The organism is Pseudomonas sp. 5Ae-yellow, assembly GCF_014077575.1.
Classification (GTDB): domain Bacteria; phylum Pseudomonadota; class Gammaproteobacteria; order Pseudomonadales; family Pseudomonadaceae; genus Halopseudomonas; species Halopseudomonas neustonica.
This window is the reverse complement of record NZ_JACGWE010000054.1, coordinates 1-15,897: the sequence shown is the minus strand read 5'-3', so window position 1 is coordinate 15,897 and position 15,897 is coordinate 1. Positions and strand designations below refer to the sequence as shown.

Sequence of the window (15,897 nt, the reverse complement as noted above, 5' to 3'; positions counted from 1 at the left end):
TGTGATGATACAGGTATTGTAGTGGTCTAGTTTTTTTTTTTTTTTTGCAGGAAAAGACGGGAAAAGGGGTGGTCAGGGGGCTCGTGGGGTCGGAGATTTGTATAAAGCGTCCCCGCCAGACCGAGCAACGCAGCGTACCCGCAGGGCCGCGCAGTTGGGGTGGCCTAGGGGGTGGAGGGGGAAATGGCCAAGCATTTCCCCTTGCTCGCCATCAGGGCGAAAAGCTGACCAGATCAACTCACGCTGCTATTAAGCGTTACGCTATCACGAGTTGACCGTTCCCACGCTGTCGCCGCCCGTCAAAGCGAAAACGAAATACCAATCAGCACGTGAATTAGCCAAGCAACATCCAGCCACAAGCCTGGATGGCGCTGGCAGTAGTGATGGACGCGGAGCGTCCGGGGCTGCATTCCCACGCTGGAGCGTGGGAACGATCAATGAATAGAGCGCTGGCACGTTCCCGAGAGCCAATCAGCCCCGAATCAACTGCGCCACCGACTCCTGCACCCGAGCCGTCAACTCAGCCTCATCCAACCCACAAACCTCCCCATTCTCAATAGCCGGCCGGCCCTGAATGAAACTGTACTTTACACTCACCGGCTCACCACACATCAGTGGCGCCGTCAGCGGGCTGTGTACACCGGCGAAGCGCGGTAGGTTGATGTCGTAGAGCACCAGATCGGCGGCCATGCCGACGCTCAGTTCACCCACGTTGTCCAGCCCCAGCAGTTGTGCGCCATTGCGGCTGCCCCAAGTCAGCACCTGCTCTAGCGTCGTGGCTTCGGGCCCGTGCATGGCGCGGTGAATCAGCCAGGCCATGTTCAGTTCCTGCAGCATCGAGCCGGATTCAGCGGAGGCGGAGCCGTCCACGCCCAGAGTCACCGGCAGGCCGAGTTTTTCCATTTCGATGGCGCGTGCTACGCCGCTGCCGAGGCGGCAGTTGGAGGTGGGGCAATGGGCGATGGTCGTACCGCGTTCGGCCAGGCGTGACAGGGCGTGGTCGTCGCAGTGCACCAGGTGGGCATACCAGACGTCCTCACCCAGCCAGTCGCAGGACTCGGCGTAGTCGACGGCGCTCATGCCGTACTTCTTCTGCGCCTGCACCTCGTCAAAGTTGACCTCCAGCAAATGCGAGTGCATGCCCAGGCCAAACTCGCGCGCGTAGGCCGCCTGCGCGCGCAGACCGTCCGGGTCACTGGAGTGGATCAGGCTGGTGGGAGCGACGACCAGTTTGCGCATGGCATCGCCGCCGCTCTGGTGGTAACGACTGCGGCTGGCTTCCAGCCGGTTGAGAATCTGCTCCAGGCTTTCCGGCGCGATGCCGTGATCGACCATGCCCTGGTGGCTGCCGACCTCGGTCGCGCTACCCCGGCACAGCACCATACGCATGCCGAGTTCATCGGCGGCCTGCCAGACCGCGTCTTCCAGCTCGGGGCTGGTGGTCGCGTGGTACAGGTAGTGGTGGTCGGCGCAGGTGGTTGCGCCCGAGCGCAGCAGTTCATACAAACCAAGCCGCGCGGCGTGGTACATCAGCTCTGGGGTCACCTTGGGCCAGTAGCGGTAGGGTACCGAGCTGAGCCAGTCGCCGAGATCCTGATTCAGGCCTTCCGGCACGCCTTTCATGATGGACTGCGCGAGGTGGTGATGGGTGTTGACCAGCCCCGGCCAAACGACGCAGCCCTTGGCGTCAATGATCTGCTCGGATTGATCGGCCAATGGCTGCAGGTTGCCGCCCATTTCGGTGATTTTGCCCGCGCTGATGCGAATATCGCGCGCGTCGCTTTGGGTCGGGGAAAAAACTGCTGCCGCATTCTTGATCAGGTACGCCATGGAACTGCTCCTTTAAGCCAGCCAAAGAGCAATGTCCCGGAGCCTGGCTCCTGACCGCTTCTACTCTAGTGCACATTCGGCCGCGAACCGTCGGGCTAAGCCCGGCCGGTTATTTGCCGGTAAGTTGTCTTCGGCTAAACAGTAGCAATTTTCTCACCAACCCGTCATGCGGCTGCAGGCTCTATCGTTTGGCGCTTGTTGGCTAGTCCACGCGTTGTGTTGGCGCAAAAATGGTGCAAGTGGTCAGCTTTTGCGCGAAGGCGGTGCAGCCGCGCAGCGGTTGCCGCTGCGCAAGCACGGCTGCAGGCCTCAGCAAGCCCACGTTCGTCAGAAAACGTCGAGCTGGCCTGATAACTGCTTGATAAATTTCGTTGCGCGATTATCCTCGGCAACGTGAGTAGAAGCTGTCAGGGGGCACCACCCCAGGTCATTGCTCAGTTTACGGTCGGACAATGCGCGCTGCGCGGCGGACCCATCGGACTGACAGGCACAGCTGCCTCACCCTTCGATAACCCGCTTTCACGCACGCCATTCTCCGCCCCTTGCGCCCTCAAGGGCACTACTCGGAGAACACAGATGACAACCACCACCCCAGAATACGGACTGAAAGAACTGCAGCTGGAAACCACTTTTGGCGGCATGGGCAAGGAAACCGAGCGCGAGATTCCGCTGATCGACCTCAGTGATTTTGAAAACCGCCGCAGCGAGATCACCGACCAGCTTTGGCAGGCCGCGACCCAGGTGGGATTCTTCCAGCTGGTGAACCATGGTCTGGACGTTAAGCTGGTGCAAAGTGCCTTTGCGCTATCGGAAGCCTTTTTCAGCCTGAGCAACGAGCAGAAAGCGGCGTTCCCCCTTAAGAAGGGACTGAACACCGGTTGGGAGTTTATGTCGCAGGTACGGCCCTCGACCCGCACGGCCGATCAGAAAGAGTCTTTCCAGATCACTCTGCCGCACATGGACGATCTCTGGCCCAATCAGACCGTGGTACCGGAATTCCACCGTATCATGCTCGACTTTGAATACCGCGCCTGGCAGTTGGGCATGCAGGTGTTGTCGTGCTTTGCCGAGCGCCTGGGTTTTGAGCGCGACTTTTTCACCAAAGCGCACGATCGTCGCCAACCCGATTACCAAAGCACCCTGCGCCTGCTGCACTACCTCGCCATGCCGGAAGAGGATCAGGATGAAAGCCTGTGGCGCGCCGGCGCGCACACCGACTTTGATTGCCTGACCATGGTGTTCCAGAAAGAAGGCCAAGGCGGCCTGCAAGTGAGCCCCGGGAAAGACGCCGAGGGTGCTGGTGATAACCGCGAGTGGAGCAGCGTGATTCCGCGTGATGACATCATTACCTGCAATATTGGCGACATGCTGATGCGCTGGAGTGACGATCAACTTAAGTCCACCCTGCACCGCGTGCGCATGCCCAAGCCGGGTGAGTATCGCGGTCCGCGTTACAGCATGGCGTTCTTTTGTCAGGCCAACAAGACGGTGATGATTGAGAGTCCGGCTGGTAAGTATCCGCCGATTTCGGCTGCTGATTATCTGTTGCAGCGGATTCAGGCTAACTTTGCGGAGGCGAAGAAGTAGGTTTTGGGTTTTGGCGTAAGGGCTGCTTCGGTAGCCCTTTTTTGTGGGTGCTTTGGGGTTTTTAGCAGTATCGGTTTCTGTCTTCACGCGCGCTTTTCGCCTTGCTCGGATTCGAGCAAGGCGCCTAGCCGGCCGCACGCAAACGCTGCGCTTCGCACCTCAGACAGTCCGCCCCGCTGATCGCTCAAATCCTGCGTTACTCGACAGCTTGGAAGGGGGCCGAAAGGCCGGAGATTGGAGTGGTTTTCGAACACTGGTGGTTGACCGAATTCCCAACACCAAAATCAGCGACTGCACGGCCTACCAATTCCCATCTGAGCGGGCGAGTAGCGCAGAGCTGCCGGGACAAGGCGCGTGCGGTGTCTGAGGTGCGCAGCGCCGAGTTTGCACGTGCCCCCGGCAGATCGAGCAACGCAGCGAACCCGCAGGGCCGCGCAGCTGGGTGCCCCGGGGGATTGCAAAGGGGGGATGGGCAAGCATCCCCCCTTGGCTCGCCTAGAGGCGAAATCGCAAATCAACCAAGTTAAAATTGCCTTAAATTCTTCACTGTCCTATCGCGATGCAGATAGCAAAAAATTGATCGCTACAGCGCGCTTATCTGCACAAAAGCAGCAACCCCAGCACCTACCAAACATCCACTAACCAGGATGATAGCCAAAAACTGCCATACCACCGCAACCTGTTGTCGATCTGCCGCCTCGAGCAGTTTTAATAACAGGAATGTCCAGAATGAAAAAATGGCGAGTGTTGCCAGCAAAGCTAAGGCTGGGTTGTGAAAGCTCGCGAGCAGACCACTAATCAGTAACCCCAATAGAGGCCCAAGCACACAGCTCCCATACCAGAAAAACTGGGCATAGCTGAGTTGCCCATGAGCGAAGCTGCTGATTAACGTGGTGACACGCTTAACAACAGGGCGTCGGTCGGGTTGTTGCCAGGCGGTCAGCTGTTTTCCCCAGTAGTGCAAGGGCACCACGGCAATCAGGCTGAAGCCGAGCGTGTCGAGTGGGCTGGCATAAAGTGCGTAAAAGGGTCTAACCAGGATACCCACAATACCGGTCGGCCACTCGCCAACACTTAGCTGTATCGCCACTGAGAATACCCAGCTGTAAATCAGCGCCCAGGCCAGCACCATGAGCGGAAATGTCCAAACAGTGGTGCGACTGAGAACGTGGCGTAACATGATGAAAGTGATAACAAAGCTGACGATGGGCGTGACGTGGAACTGCAGTTGGCCAGTAGTGGACGCAGTCCCTGACGCGTCGATTAGCGTATTCGCATAAACCAACTCAAAGTACAGGCTTTCAGCGGCGCCCATGGCCAGGCCCAAGGCAACCACCCAAATCAACTTAACCAGGGCGGCTTTGCGATAGGTCGGTTGGGTCGCGATAGCCAGTTCGAGGCTAGCAAGGGCCAAGGCACCCAGGCCTAACAGCACAGCTGCCGGAGTCTCCAACCAGCGGAGCTGGTTATCGTAGGGGCTTGAGGTGGCGACCAACAAGATATAGCAGCCGAACACCAGTAACTGAACGGCGAGCGATCGGGCAATAATCCAGGGTAATGATGCCGCTGGCTTATCTAGCTCAGAAGCCAGCTGCGATTGCGTCCCTGTCATATCCATGCGTACTTATCCCTGCCCGTAAAAAGTCGGCGGGGACTATACATTTGAAAGATGCGTGCGTCATGCAGGCTTGATCGCCTACCTCGACTACATCACGTTAGGGCATAGACTCAGGGTAAATAGCGTAACTGCAACCGATTCACGCCATCCACCCTGTTCAGCACGCGAAGGCGGCTGCGCTAGCAACGCAGCGTTAGCGCTGCATCGCTCCGGCCAGGGCAGTGGTCAATTCCAGCGCCGCAGCTTCACCGCCCTTGTGCATGGCTTCGACTAAAGCCGACCCTACCACCACGCCCGTGGCGGTGCGGGCAAAGGCGGCAGCCTGCTCTGGCGTACGCACGCCAAAGCCAACGCAGATCGGCAAGTCGCTCTGTTTGCGGATGTCGCTCAGCGCCGCGTCTACCACGGCGTTGTCGGCCTGCCCTACCCCGGTGACACCGTTCAGCGACACGTAGTAGAGAAAGCCACTGGCATTGGCCAGCACGCGCGGCAGGCGTTTGGCATCGGTTGTGGGGCTGGCCATGCGGATCATGTTCAGGCCTAGATCGCGTGCCATGGGGCCCAGTTCGTTATCGTGCTCGGCGGGCAAGTCGACAATCAGCAGGCCATCGACGCCAGCGGCGTGCGCATCGCTCAAAAAGGCCTCGGCACCGTAGCGGTGGATCGGGTTGTAATATCCCATCAGCACCAGCGGCGTGGTTGTGTTCTCGGCGCGGAAAGCGCGGACCATCTCCAGCGTCTTGCGCTGCGTCTGGCCACTGTTCAGTGCGCGCACGGCGGCGGCCTGAATGGTCGGGCCATCGGCCATCGGATCGCTGAAGGGCATGCCCAGTTCGATGATATCGGCGCCGGCACCCGGCAGCTTTTTCAGTAGCGAGAGACTGGCGTCATAGCTGGGGTCGCCACCGCAGATGTAGGTTACCAAGGCAGCACGGTTCTGCTCGGCGCACTCGGCGAAGCGTTGTTGTAAACGGTTACTCATGCTTGTTCCTCCATCAGGCGCAGCACGGTGGGCATGTCCTTGTCACCACGGCCGGACAGGCAAACCACCATCAGGTGATCGCTGGGCAGGGTGGGTGCGCGGCGCGCCACTTCAGCCAGGGCGTGGGCGGTTTCCAGCGCCGGGATGATGCCTTCCATCCGGCAGCAGTTATGGAAGGCGTCCAGTGCTTGTTGGTCGGTTACGGCGACATATTCGACGCGGCCTTCCTCATGCAACCAAGCGTGCTCGGGGCCAATGCCCGGATAGTCGAGGCCGGCGGAGACCGAGTGAGCGTCGTCGATTTGACCGTCTGCGTCCTGCAGCAGGTAAGTGCGGTTGCCATGCAGTACGCCCGGCACGCCGCCCTTGAGGCTGGCCGCGTGCTTGCCAGAGTCCAGCCCGTGGCCTGCGGCTTCTACGCCTATCATCTGCACTTCCGGGTAGTCGAGGAAGTGATGAAACAGCCCCATGGCGTTGGAGCCGCCGCCGATGCAGGCGACCAGACTGTCGGGCAGACGCCCTTCGCGCTCCAGCATCTGGCTGTGGGTTTCGCGGCCAATGATCGACTGAAAGTCGCGGACCAGCGTGGGATAAGGATGCGGCCCAGCGACGGTGCCGATCATGTAAAAGGTATTGTCGACGTTGGTGACCCAGTCGCGCAGGGCTTCATTCATGGCGTCTTTCAGTGTGCCCTTACCGGAGGTAACCGGCACGATCTTGGCGCCCATCAAGCGCATGCGTGCCACGTTATCGCGCTGGCGATCAATGTCGGTGGCGCCCATGTAGACCACGCATTCCAGGCCGAAGCGGGCGCACACGGTGGCGGTGGCCACGCCGTGCATACCGGCGCCGGTTTCGGCGATGATGCGCGTCTTGCCCATGCGGCGGGCCAGCAGGACCTGCCCGATGCAGTTGTTGATCTTGTGCGCGCCGGTATGGTTCAGCTCTTCGCGCTTGAAGAAAATCTTGGCGCCGCCGTATTGCTCGGTCAGGCGCTCGGCATAGTACAGCGGGCTGGGGCGGCCAACGAACTCGGCGTTGAAGCGATCCAGTTCGGCGATAAAGTTCGGCTCGGAGCGCGCTTGGTTGTAGGCCTGCTCCAGGTCGAGAATCAGCGGCATCAGGGTTTCGGCAACGAAGCGCCCACCGAACTGGCCGAACTGGCCCTGTGCGTCGGCATCGCGGCGGTAATGTTGGTTGGCACTCGACATGATTTCACCTCCAAAGTTGATGCGCCTACATTAGGGCAGACAGCGCCGCGATAAAATCGATATGATGGCGCAAACCTGTGAGAAAAAGTGACGTATCCCATGGCCCGAGACTTACCTTCGCTGAACGCGCTCAAAGCCTTTGAAGTGGCTGCCAGACTGGAAAGCATGAGTCAGGCTGCGGATGAACTGCATGTCACGCACGGTGCGGTAAGCCGCCAGATACGGCAGCTTGAAGAGGAACTGGGGGTGGCCCTGTTCGACAAGGTCGGGCGCGGCATTCAGCTTACTGCCGCTGGCCGCCAGCTGCGCGATGCCTGCCGCGATGCCTTTGGCAGCTTGCGTGAGGTATGCGCCGAGATACGTCAGGCCGATCAACGCGGCCCTTTTCTGCTCGCCTGCCCCGGCAGCCTGTTGGCGCGCTGGTTTATTCCCAGGCTGGACCGGCTGAATGCCGCGCTGCCCGAACTCAATCTGCACCTGTCGGCCAGTGAGGGCGAGCTCGACCCGCGCCGCGCCGGGGTCAGTGGCACCCTGTTGTTTGCCGCCCCGCCCTGGCCTGCCGATATGCAGGTTTACCCGCTGCGGCAGGAGCATATCGGCCCGGTCTTCAGCCCGCGCTATTCCGGCGCAGCGCGTCTGCACGGGCAACCGGCCACCGCGCTGCTGAATGAGAGCCTGCTGCATACCCAGTCCCGTTCGCAGGCCTGGGCGGATTGGGCACGATTGCAGCAGATCGATCCGGCCAAGCTGACTCAGGGGCAAGGTTTTGAGCATCTGTATTACCTGCTGGAGGCGGCTCTTTCAGGGTTGGGCGTAGCCATCGCACCGCAGCTGCTGGTGGCCGATGATCTGGCCACCGGTCGCCTGCTGGCGCCCTGGGGGTTCGTTGAAACGCAGCATCAGCTTGGGCTCTGGGTGCCAGCGCGCCAGCCGCAAGGCGCCGCGCAGCAACTGGCCGACTGGCTGATTGCCCAGATGCAGGAGTCGTCGATATGAGGCGCATCGGTCTGCTAGTCATGCTGATGCTGCTACAGGGCTGCAGCTCAGTGACCTATCTGCACCACAGTTGGCAGGGGCAGCGCGATCTGTTGTCGCGTGCGCAACCGCTAGAGACAGTGCTGCAGAACCCGGCCACCGATCCGCAGTTGGTCAAGCGGCTGCGCCAGGCGCAGCAGATCAGAGCCTATGCCAGTGATCACCTGCAGCTACCCGATAACGCCAGCTACACCCGCTACGCCGACCTGCCCCGGCCCTACGCACTGTGGAATCTGTTTGTCGCCGAGCCACTGTCGATGGACGCGGTGGCGCATTGTTATCCCTTCTTTGGTTGCATTGCCTACAAGGGCTACTTTGATCAGGCCAGCGCGGAGGAAGCAGCCGAGCACTGGCGTGAGCAGGGTTATGAGGTCTATGTCGCCGGGATTCCGGCCTATTCCACGCTGGGCTGGTATGACGATCCGCTGCTCAGCTCCATGTTGCACTGGGATGACGACTACCTGGCCGAGTTGCTGTTTCACGAGTTGGCGCATCAGCAGTTTTACGTAAAGGACGACACCGCCTTCAATGAGTCCTTCGCCAGTTTTGTTGGCCAGCAAGGTCTGCGTGAGTGGCGCGCCGAGCAAGGACTGACCGCGCTGCGAGACGATCCGCGCGCGCAAGAGCGCGAGTTTGTGCAGTTGCTGTTGCAGGCGCGCGAACAGTTGCTGGCGCTCTACGCCAGCACGGCCAGTGATGCCGCCAAGCTGGCTGGTAAAGCGGCGGTGTTCAGCCAACTGCGTGCCGATTATCAGCGCTGGCGAGACGCGCGCTGGCAGGGCACAGGGCCCTGCGATCACTGGTTTGCCGGGGAGCTGAACAATGCCCGCCTGCTGCCGTTTGGGCTTTACGACCAGTGGATTCCGGCCTTCGCCGAGTTGTATCGCACGAGCGGCAGCTGGCCGGCGTTTTATCAGGCTGTCGAGCGCCTGGGCAACTTGTCTGATAGTGAGCGCACGGCAGCGCTGCTAGCTCTGCTGGAGCGCGGTGCAGAGCGGCCTTGAGATCTTAATCTGATTGATAATAATTGCTATTCAGAGTACATTGCGGGCCTGTTTTAGCCATCCCTTCCCCGGAGCCCGCATGTTCCAACTGGAGTCCGTTTCCTTTGCCGTACCCGAGCGGACGCTGTTGCAGCCGCTGGACCTGGTCCTGTCGTCGGGTCAGATGATCGGCCTGATCGGTCACAATGGCTCCGGTAAATCCACCCTGATCAAACTGCTGGCGCGGCAACAGGCTGCGACCGCTGGCCGTATTCTGCTGGACGAGCGGCCGCTGGAGGCCTGGGGCGAGCGCGAATTTGCCCGTCAGGTTGCCTATCTGCCGCAGCAACTGCCCGCCGCCGAAAGCCTCACGGTGCGTGAACTGGTGGGCTTTGGTCGTTACCCCTGGCACGGCCTGCTCGGTCGTTTCAGTGTGGACGATCAGCAGGAAGTCGAGCGCGCCATGCAGCTGACCGACGTTACCCGTTTTGCCGATAGCCTGGTCGATACCCTGTCCGGTGGTGAACGCCAGCGGGTCTGGCTGGCCATGCTGTTGGCCCAGCACACCCGTTACCTGCTGCTGGATGAGCCGACGTCGGCGCTGGACATTGCTCACCAGGTTGAGGTGCTGGCGCTGGTGCAGCGGCTTAGCCGCGAGCTGGATCTGGGCGTCATCGTGGTACTGCACGATATCAACATGGCGGCGCGCTACTGCGACCATCTGGTAGCGCTGCACTCCGGTCGCTTGCTGCTGCAAGGCAGTCCCGCCGAGCTGATGAATCCCGAGCATTTACAGGCCATCTACGGCCTGCCCATGAGTGTTATCCCGCACCCGGATCAAAGCTCCAGCATCGCGGTAGCGCACGGGTGAGACATCTCGGTCTGGCGCTGCTGCTGGCGCTGCTGCCCCATTTGGCGATGGCCGACGCGCCAGCCGAGCCGCGCTACAGCCGCATTGCTGCCATCGACTGGGGGCTGGCGGAAACCCTGCTCGGCATTGGCGTTACCCCTATCGCTGTTGGTGGCCTGGAGAATTATCGCCGCTGGGTGGGTGAGCCAGTCATGCCGGATTCAGTGCAGGATCTGGGGCTGCGCACCGAGCCCAATCTGGAATTGCTCACGCAACTCAAGCCCGACCTGATCCTGATCACGCCGCAGTTCGAGGCCGCGCGGCCCTGGCTGGAGAAAATTGCACCGGTGAAAAGCCTGGCCATTTACCGCCCTGACAGTAACCCGCTGCTCACCGCCGCCGAGGTAACCCGCGAGTTGGGTCGCCTGACCGGGCACGAGGTCGAGGCTGAGCGGCTGATCAGCGACCTGGACCAGCACATTGCTGTCGTGCGTGCGCAGTTGGCAGGCCGCACGCTGCCACCCTTCTATCTGGTCAGCTTTATTGATGACCGCCACGTGCGGGTATTCGGCGATAGCAGTCTGTTTAACGCCGTGCTTGAGCGCGTTGGCCTGAGCAATGCCTGGACCGGCGAAGACAACTACTGGGGCTTCAACCAGGCGGGTATTGAGCAACTGGCAGCAACACCCGGTGCGGCGCTCATCTACTTTGCACCGATGCCCTTGAGCGCCGAGCAGACCCTGGCGCGCAGCATGCTCTGGCAAAACATGCCCTTTGTGCGAGCGCAGCGGGTGCATGCCTTTCCGCCCGCGTGGCAGTTTGGTGGCTTGATGTCGGCAGACCACTTTTTGCGCTTGCTGCAGGAGGCGCTGCCACATGACTAATCCGAGCGCAGCGTCACCCCGCCGTTGGGGCCTGGCAATCTGCCTGTTGAGCCTGGCCATGGCGCTCTGGGTGCTGCAGCGCCAGCTGCCGCTGGCAACCCTGCCCGCGGCAATCTGGCAACCGGATCTTTCTGATCTGGCGCAACTCAAGGTGCACTACAGCTGGTTGCCGCGTTTCTGTGTTGCCCTGCTGTGTGGCGCGGCGCTGGGGCTCGCTGGCCTGTTGATGCAGCAGGTGCTGCGCAACCCGCTGGCTTCGCCTACCACCCTGGGGGTCGCTAGTGGCGCGCAGCTGTCGCTGGCCCTCGCCACCCTCTATGCTCCCGGCCTGCTGATCGCGGGCGAGTGGGTTGCGCTGGCCGGCGGGGGGTTGGCCACCTTGCTGGTGTTCGCATTGGCGCGGCGGCGTGGCCTGTCGCCGCTGAGTCTGATCCTGGCTGGCCTGGTGATTAGCCTGCTGCTCGGTGCCCTCAACGTAATGTTGATGTTGCTGCAGCCCATGGGGCTGTCGGCGATGTTCATCTGGAGCGCGGGTTCACTCAGCCAAAACAACTGGGATGCGGTGCTCTTTCTGCTGCCGCGCCTCGGCCTGGCGCTGGTACTGATCACCTTGTTGGTGCGGCCGCTGAGCCTGCTCGAACTGGATGACAGCGGCGCGCGCAGTCTGGGCTTGTCGCTGGATCGGTTGCGTGTGGTGGCGCTGGCGCTGGCCGTGTTTATGACCGCCTGTGTGGTCAGCAGTGTGGGGGTTATCGGCTTTATTGGCCTGGCCGCGCCCACCATCGCTCGGCTGATGGGTGCGCGTACCCTGCGCCAGCGACTGGTCTGGACGCCGCTGCTGGGTGCCGCACTCTTGCTATTGACCGATCAGCTGGTGCAGGGCTTCGCCGGCCGCTTGAGCGAGCTGCTGCCGACCGGCGGCGTCACCGCGTTGCTGGGTGCGCCCTTGCTGCTGTGGCTGATACCTCGGTTGCGCCTGTCCACCGGCAGACCGCAACCGAGCACCCAGCGCACCGTCTCTCAGCCGCTGGGTGGTCACCGGTTGCTACCCCTGATGCTGCTGGGGTTGTTGTTGCTCGCCGTGGTGGCGCTCTTGCTTGGCCAGGGACCGCAAGGCTGGAACTGGAGCTTGAACCCGGAGTTATTGCAGTGGCGTTTGCCGCGCCTGCTTGCGGCCCTGGGCGCGGGCCTGCTGCTAGGGTTGGCTGGCTGTCTGTTGCAGCGCCTGACCGGCAACCCGATGGCCAGCCCCGAGCTAATGGGCATCAGCGCCGGTGCCGCCCTCGGCTTGATGCTCACCCTCTTCGTCTGGATCGGCGCGCCCTTCTGGGTGCGGCTGATCATGGGCTTTGCCGGTGCCCTGCTAGTGTTGCTGGTGATCGTCGGCTTTGCGCGCCGCCAGGCCTACGCGCCCGAACGCTTGCTGCTGGTGGGTATCGCCATCAGCGCGCTCTTTGATGCGGTCAAGATGCTGGTGTTGTCGCTGAACGATCCACGCGGCCAATCGGTACTCAGCTGGTTGTCGGGATCGACCTATTTCGTCGAGCTGCCGACCGGCATCATGGCGTTGCTCGCCGGTGTATTCCTGCTGCTGGTGAGCTTGCCCCTGAGCCGCTGGCTGACGCTGTTGCCGCTGGGTGAAAGCACGCCGCGCAGCCTTGGTGTGCCCATGCGCGGCGCGCGCCTGAGTATTATGCTACTGGCCGCACTGATGACCGCCATCGCCACCCTGCTGGTGGGGCCGCTGAGCTTTGTCGGTTTGATGGCACCGCACATGGCCCGGGTGCTGGGCCTGCAGCAGGCACGCGCACAGTTGCTCGGCTCGGGTCTGCTCGGCGCGCTATTGATGGTGTTGGCCGATTGGCTGGGTCGTAACCTGATGTTCCCCGAGCAGATACCGGCTGGTCTGCTGGCCGCGCTGTTGGGGGGTGGTTATCTGATTTGGGGGCTGAGTCGCAGGCGCTGAGGTCTAGTCTTCACTGATGCGCAACGGCCTAACGATGTTTTCGCAGTTTCGATCCTCATTTCAATAAACCTAGCCGAATGCACGGAGCAAAACGTCCCATCTGAGCGGGCGAGTAGCGCAGAGCTGCCGGGAAAAAGGCGTGCGCGGTGTTTGAGCGAAGCGAGTTTGCGCGCGGCCGGCTAGGCGCGTCCCCGGCTGGTCGAGCAACGCAGCGAACCCGCAGGGCCGCACAGTTGGGTGCCCCAGGGGATCGCTAAGGGGGGATGGGCAAGCATTCCCCCTTGGCTCGCCTAGAGGCGAAAAACGGAAAGGAGCTCAGCATAGAACTGACCGCTACAGGTCGCAGCTAGTCATCACACGTCAGCTGCGAAGTCACGTTTGATCGTTCCCATGCTCCAGCGTGGGAATGCAGCCTTCGAGGCTCTTCGGCCATAACGCTCCTTGCGCTACCGGTGCCTTCGCACGCACGCACTCGCGCGACCTCGCAGTGGGTTGATCTGGTCAGCCTTTCGCCCTGATGGCGAGTCAGGGGAAATGCTTGGCCATTTCCCCCGACACCCCCTAGGCCACCCCAACTGCGCGGCCCTGCGGGTTCGCTGCGTTGCTCGGTCTGGCGGGGACGCTTGCAAACTCGGCGCTGCGCACCTCAGACACCGCAAGCGTCTTTTTCCCGCCAGCCCTGCGCTACTCGCCCGCGCAGACGGGGGATTTTCAGTCCGTGCATGGAGCGGGTATGTGGGATACAACTCCGTAACCCCGTAACCCCGCAACCCCGCGCAGACTTGGCCTACTACAACCCCTGACAAAACGCGGCCATCTCGGCCGCCAGCTGCCGCAGCGCCGGATTCAGCCTCCGCCGATTGATCACCAGCAACATCAGCGGCGAGGGCTCGCCGGTCACCTCTGGCAGCAGCCGGACCAGTTCTCCGCTGGCCAGATGCTGGGCGATGTCCAGGTAGGATTTATAGGCAATGCCCTGCCCGCGCAGGGCCCAGCGGCGCACGGTGTCGCCGTCGTCGCTGTTGCGATCACCGCGCACGCGCAGGGTGATGGGCTCGGGCGCCTCGAAGTGCCAGCGGTCGTGCAGGCTTTCGCCCAAGCGAAAACACAGGCAGTTGTGCTGGCTCAGCTCCTGAACGGACTGCGGTTCGCCGTGGCGGCTCAGGTACTCGGGTGACGCACAGAGCACGCGGCGGTTGTCGGGTGCCAAGGGCAGGGCAACGAAGCTGGAGTCTTCGGGTATGCCGTAGCGCACAGCCAGATCAATGGGCTGCTGATACAGATCGGCGACGCGGTCGCTCACCTGCAGCTCCATGCGGATGCCGGGCTGGCGGGCCAGGTAGTCTTCCAGCCAGTCGAGCAGGTGGCTACGCGCCAGGTTCGAGGGTAGCGTCAGGCGCAGAGTGCCGGTCAGGGTGTTGGCGTCGGCTTCCAGCGCCTGCTCGGCATCGCGCAATGCTTGAAAGGCGGCGCGCGCATGCGGCAAATAGCGCTCCCCGGCCTCGCTCAGCCGCAAGCTTCGCGTGGTGCGTTCAAATAAACGCACCCCCAGTTGCTCCTCCAAGCGCTTAATACTGGCGCTGGCCACGGCGGGGGCTAGATTCAACTGACGGGCGGCGGCCGAGAAGCTGCCACACTCCAGGGTGTGCAGAAACACCCCGAGATCATCGATACGCTGTATTTTCATGATTTCCAATAAAGTGATTCGCTATAACGAATGTTTTTCTTTCTCAGCTATCAAGTCAAGCTGTGTGCATTAGTCGTTACCTATCCCGGATCAGAGGAGCAAACACATGAAAGCGGTTGCTTACACCCAGGCTGGCGCCCTTGACCGCGCCGACGCATTGATCGATATCGAGCTGAAAAAGCCCACCCCTGGCCCGCAGGATCTGCTGGTCAAGGTGGCTGCTATCTCGGTCAACCCGGTCGATACCAAGATTCGCAGCAAGCGCCCGGCCACGGTCGATGAGCCGCAGGTCATTGGTTGGGATGCGGTCGGTGAGGTGGTTGCCGTGGGCGCCAAGGTTCAGGATTTCGCGGTCGGTGATCGGGTGTTCTACGCCGGTGCCCTCGACCGTCCCGGCAGCAACGCCGAGTATCAGCTGGTGGATGCACGCATCGTCGGTCACGCCCCTGAGTCATTGAGCGATGCCGAAGCGGCGGCGCTGCCGCTGACTGCGATCACCGCGTGGGAGCTGCTGTTTGATCGTCTCGGTGTGGCCGAAGGTGGCGGTGCCGGGCAGACCTTGCTGGTGATCGGTGCTGCCGGTGGCGTGGGTTCGATTCTGGTGCAGCTGGCCCGCCAACTGACCGAGTTGACCGTTGTAGGTACCGCTGCCCGCGAAGAAAGTGCCGAGTGGGCCAAAGAGTTGGGCGCGCATCATGTGATTGATCACAGCCAGCCAATGCTGGCGCAGTTGCAGGCGCTGGGCATTGAGAGCGTTGAGCTGATTGCCTCGCTGACGCACACCAAAGACCACTACGCGCAGTACATCGAGTGCATCGCACCCCAGGGCAAGCTGGGTGTGATTGATGACTTCGACAGCATTGATATCACCCAACTGAAGAGCAAGAGCGCGTCCTTTCACTGGGAGTTTATGTTTGCCCGCAGCCTGTATCAGACCGCCGATATGGCCGAGCAGGGTGTGCTGCTCAACCGGGTCGCCGAGCTGCTCGACGCCAGTGCTTTGCGCACTACCTTGGGTGAGCATTATGGGGTGATCAATGCGGCTAACTTGATGCGGGCGCATGGGTTGTTGGAGAGTGGAAAGGCGCGCGGTAAGTTGGTGCTTGAGGGGTTTTGAGGGAGGCCTAGATCGTTCCCTGTAGTGGTCAACTGATTCCGGACAGTGGATAAAGTTTTTCCTCTGCCTTGGCAGGTGCTAAACCATCATTGAATTGATGTGGTCTTAGCCAGTTGTACCGTGTCATCAGGTAATAGCTGATGTCTC

At 61.5% G+C, this 15,897-nt stretch carries 12 protein-coding genes; 7 read left to right on the top strand and 5 right to left on the bottom strand.

Annotation, left to right across the window (positions count from 1 at the left end):
• Positions 1-471 precede the first annotated feature (471 nt).
• Positions 472-1,830, bottom strand: a complete 1,359-nt coding sequence (locus H4J77_RS17865) for an amidohydrolase family protein (RefSeq protein WP_182249775.1) — start codon at positions 1,828-1,830, stop codon at positions 472-474.
• Between the two features lie 576 nt (positions 1,831-2,406).
• On the opposite strand from H4J77_RS17865, the gene H4J77_RS17860 reads away from it, so the two are divergent.
• Positions 2,407-3,417, top strand: a complete 1,011-nt coding sequence (locus H4J77_RS17860) for an isopenicillin N synthase family oxygenase (protein ID WP_182249773.1) — start codon at positions 2,407-2,409, stop codon at positions 3,415-3,417.
• A 583-nt stretch (positions 3,418-4,000) separates the two neighbouring features.
• Here H4J77_RS17860 and H4J77_RS17855 read toward each other — a convergent pair.
• From H4J77_RS17855 to trpB, 3 genes are all read right to left on the bottom strand, one after another.
• Entirely contained in the window at positions 4,001-5,035 is a 1,035-nt protein-coding gene (locus H4J77_RS17855) for a hypothetical protein (RefSeq protein WP_182249771.1), read from the bottom strand.
• 193 nt (positions 5,036-5,228) lie between these two features.
• The gene (gene trpA / locus H4J77_RS17850) at positions 5,229-6,017 is read right to left on the bottom strand and encodes a tryptophan synthase subunit alpha (protein WP_182249769.1); all 789 of its coding nucleotides are present in this window, start codon (positions 6,015-6,017) and stop codon (positions 5,229-5,231) included.
• Positions 6,014-7,228, bottom strand: coding sequence for a tryptophan synthase subunit beta (gene trpB / locus H4J77_RS17845; RefSeq protein ID WP_182249767.1), 1,215 nt, complete (start codon positions 7,226-7,228; stop codon positions 6,014-6,016). Before trpB ends, trpA begins: the two co-directional genes overlap by 4 nt.
• Positions 7,229-7,327: 99 nt before the next feature.
• Between trpB and H4J77_RS17840 the strand changes: the two genes are divergently transcribed.
• The 5 genes from H4J77_RS17840 to fhuB all read left to right on the top strand — a co-directional run bounded on the left by H4J77_RS17840 (position 7,328) and on the right by fhuB (position 12,946).
• Positions 7,328-8,224: a LysR family transcriptional regulator gene (locus H4J77_RS17840; RefSeq protein WP_182249765.1), complete on the top strand. Its 897-nt coding sequence runs from the start codon at positions 7,328-7,330 to the stop codon at positions 8,222-8,224.
• A complete protein-coding gene (locus H4J77_RS17835) occupies positions 8,221-9,267 on the top strand; it encodes an aminopeptidase (RefSeq protein ID WP_182249763.1) in 1,047 nt (348 codons plus the stop codon). Before H4J77_RS17840 ends, H4J77_RS17835 begins: the two co-directional genes overlap by 4 nt.
• 79 nt (positions 9,268-9,346) lie before the next feature.
• Complete coding sequence (locus H4J77_RS17830) at positions 9,347-10,117, top strand: ATP-binding cassette domain-containing protein (RefSeq protein ID WP_182249761.1); 771 nt, start codon at positions 9,347-9,349, stop codon at positions 10,115-10,117.
• Positions 10,114-10,980, top strand: a complete 867-nt coding sequence (fhuD, locus tag H4J77_RS17825) for a Fe(3+)-hydroxamate ABC transporter substrate-binding protein FhuD (RefSeq protein WP_182249759.1) — start codon at positions 10,114-10,116, stop codon at positions 10,978-10,980. The genes H4J77_RS17830 and fhuD overlap by 4 nt, the downstream gene beginning before the upstream one ends.
• Positions 10,973-12,946, top strand: coding sequence for a Fe(3+)-hydroxamate ABC transporter permease FhuB (gene fhuB, locus H4J77_RS17820; protein ID WP_182249757.1), 1,974 nt, complete (start codon positions 10,973-10,975; stop codon positions 12,944-12,946). Before fhuD ends, fhuB begins: the two co-directional genes overlap by 8 nt.
• A gap of 790 nt (positions 12,947-13,736) precedes the next feature.
• Here fhuB and H4J77_RS17815 read toward each other — a convergent pair.
• Positions 13,737-14,627: a LysR family transcriptional regulator gene (locus H4J77_RS17815; RefSeq protein WP_182249777.1), complete on the bottom strand. Its 891-nt coding sequence runs from the start codon at positions 14,625-14,627 to the stop codon at positions 13,737-13,739.
• A 112-nt stretch (positions 14,628-14,739) separates the two neighbouring features.
• On the opposite strand from H4J77_RS17815, the gene H4J77_RS17810 reads away from it, so the two are divergent.
• On the top strand, positions 14,740-15,750 hold the full coding sequence (locus H4J77_RS17810; protein WP_182249755.1) for a zinc-binding alcohol dehydrogenase family protein: 1,011 nt from the start codon (positions 14,740-14,742) through the stop codon (positions 15,748-15,750).
• The last annotated feature ends 147 nt before the right edge of the window (positions 15,751-15,897 follow it).

What these genes read in the sequence shown, in the direction of transcription:
- H4J77_RS17855 (WP_182249771.1), bottom strand. Translation starts at nt 5,035, where the DNA reads ATGGATATGACAGGGACGCAATCGCAGCTGGCTTCTGAGCTAGATAAG.
- H4J77_RS17810 (WP_182249755.1), top strand. Translation starts at nt 14,740, where the DNA reads ATGAAAGCGGTTGCTTACACCCAGGCTGGCGCCCTTGACCGCGCCGAC.
- trpA (WP_182249769.1), bottom strand. Translation starts at nt 6,017, where the DNA reads ATGAGTAACCGTTTACAACAACGCTTCGCCGAGTGCGCCGAGCAGAAC.
- H4J77_RS17835 (WP_182249763.1), top strand. Translation starts at nt 8,221, where the DNA reads ATGAGGCGCATCGGTCTGCTAGTCATGCTGATGCTGCTACAGGGCTGC.
- H4J77_RS17840 (WP_182249765.1), top strand. Translation starts at nt 7,328, where the DNA reads ATGGCCCGAGACTTACCTTCGCTGAACGCGCTCAAAGCCTTTGAAGTG.
- H4J77_RS17860 (WP_182249773.1), top strand. Translation starts at nt 2,407, where the DNA reads ATGACAACCACCACCCCAGAATACGGACTGAAAGAACTGCAGCTGGAA.
- fhuB (WP_182249757.1), top strand. Translation starts at nt 10,973, where the DNA reads ATGACTAATCCGAGCGCAGCGTCACCCCGCCGTTGGGGCCTGGCAATC.
- trpB (WP_182249767.1), bottom strand. Translation starts at nt 7,228, where the DNA reads ATGTCGAGTGCCAACCAACATTACCGCCGCGATGCCGACGCACAGGGC.
- H4J77_RS17830 (WP_182249761.1), top strand. Translation starts at nt 9,347, where the DNA reads ATGTTCCAACTGGAGTCCGTTTCCTTTGCCGTACCCGAGCGGACGCTG.
- H4J77_RS17865 (WP_182249775.1), bottom strand. Translation starts at nt 1,830, where the DNA reads ATGGCGTACCTGATCAAGAATGCGGCAGCAGTTTTTTCCCCGACCCAA.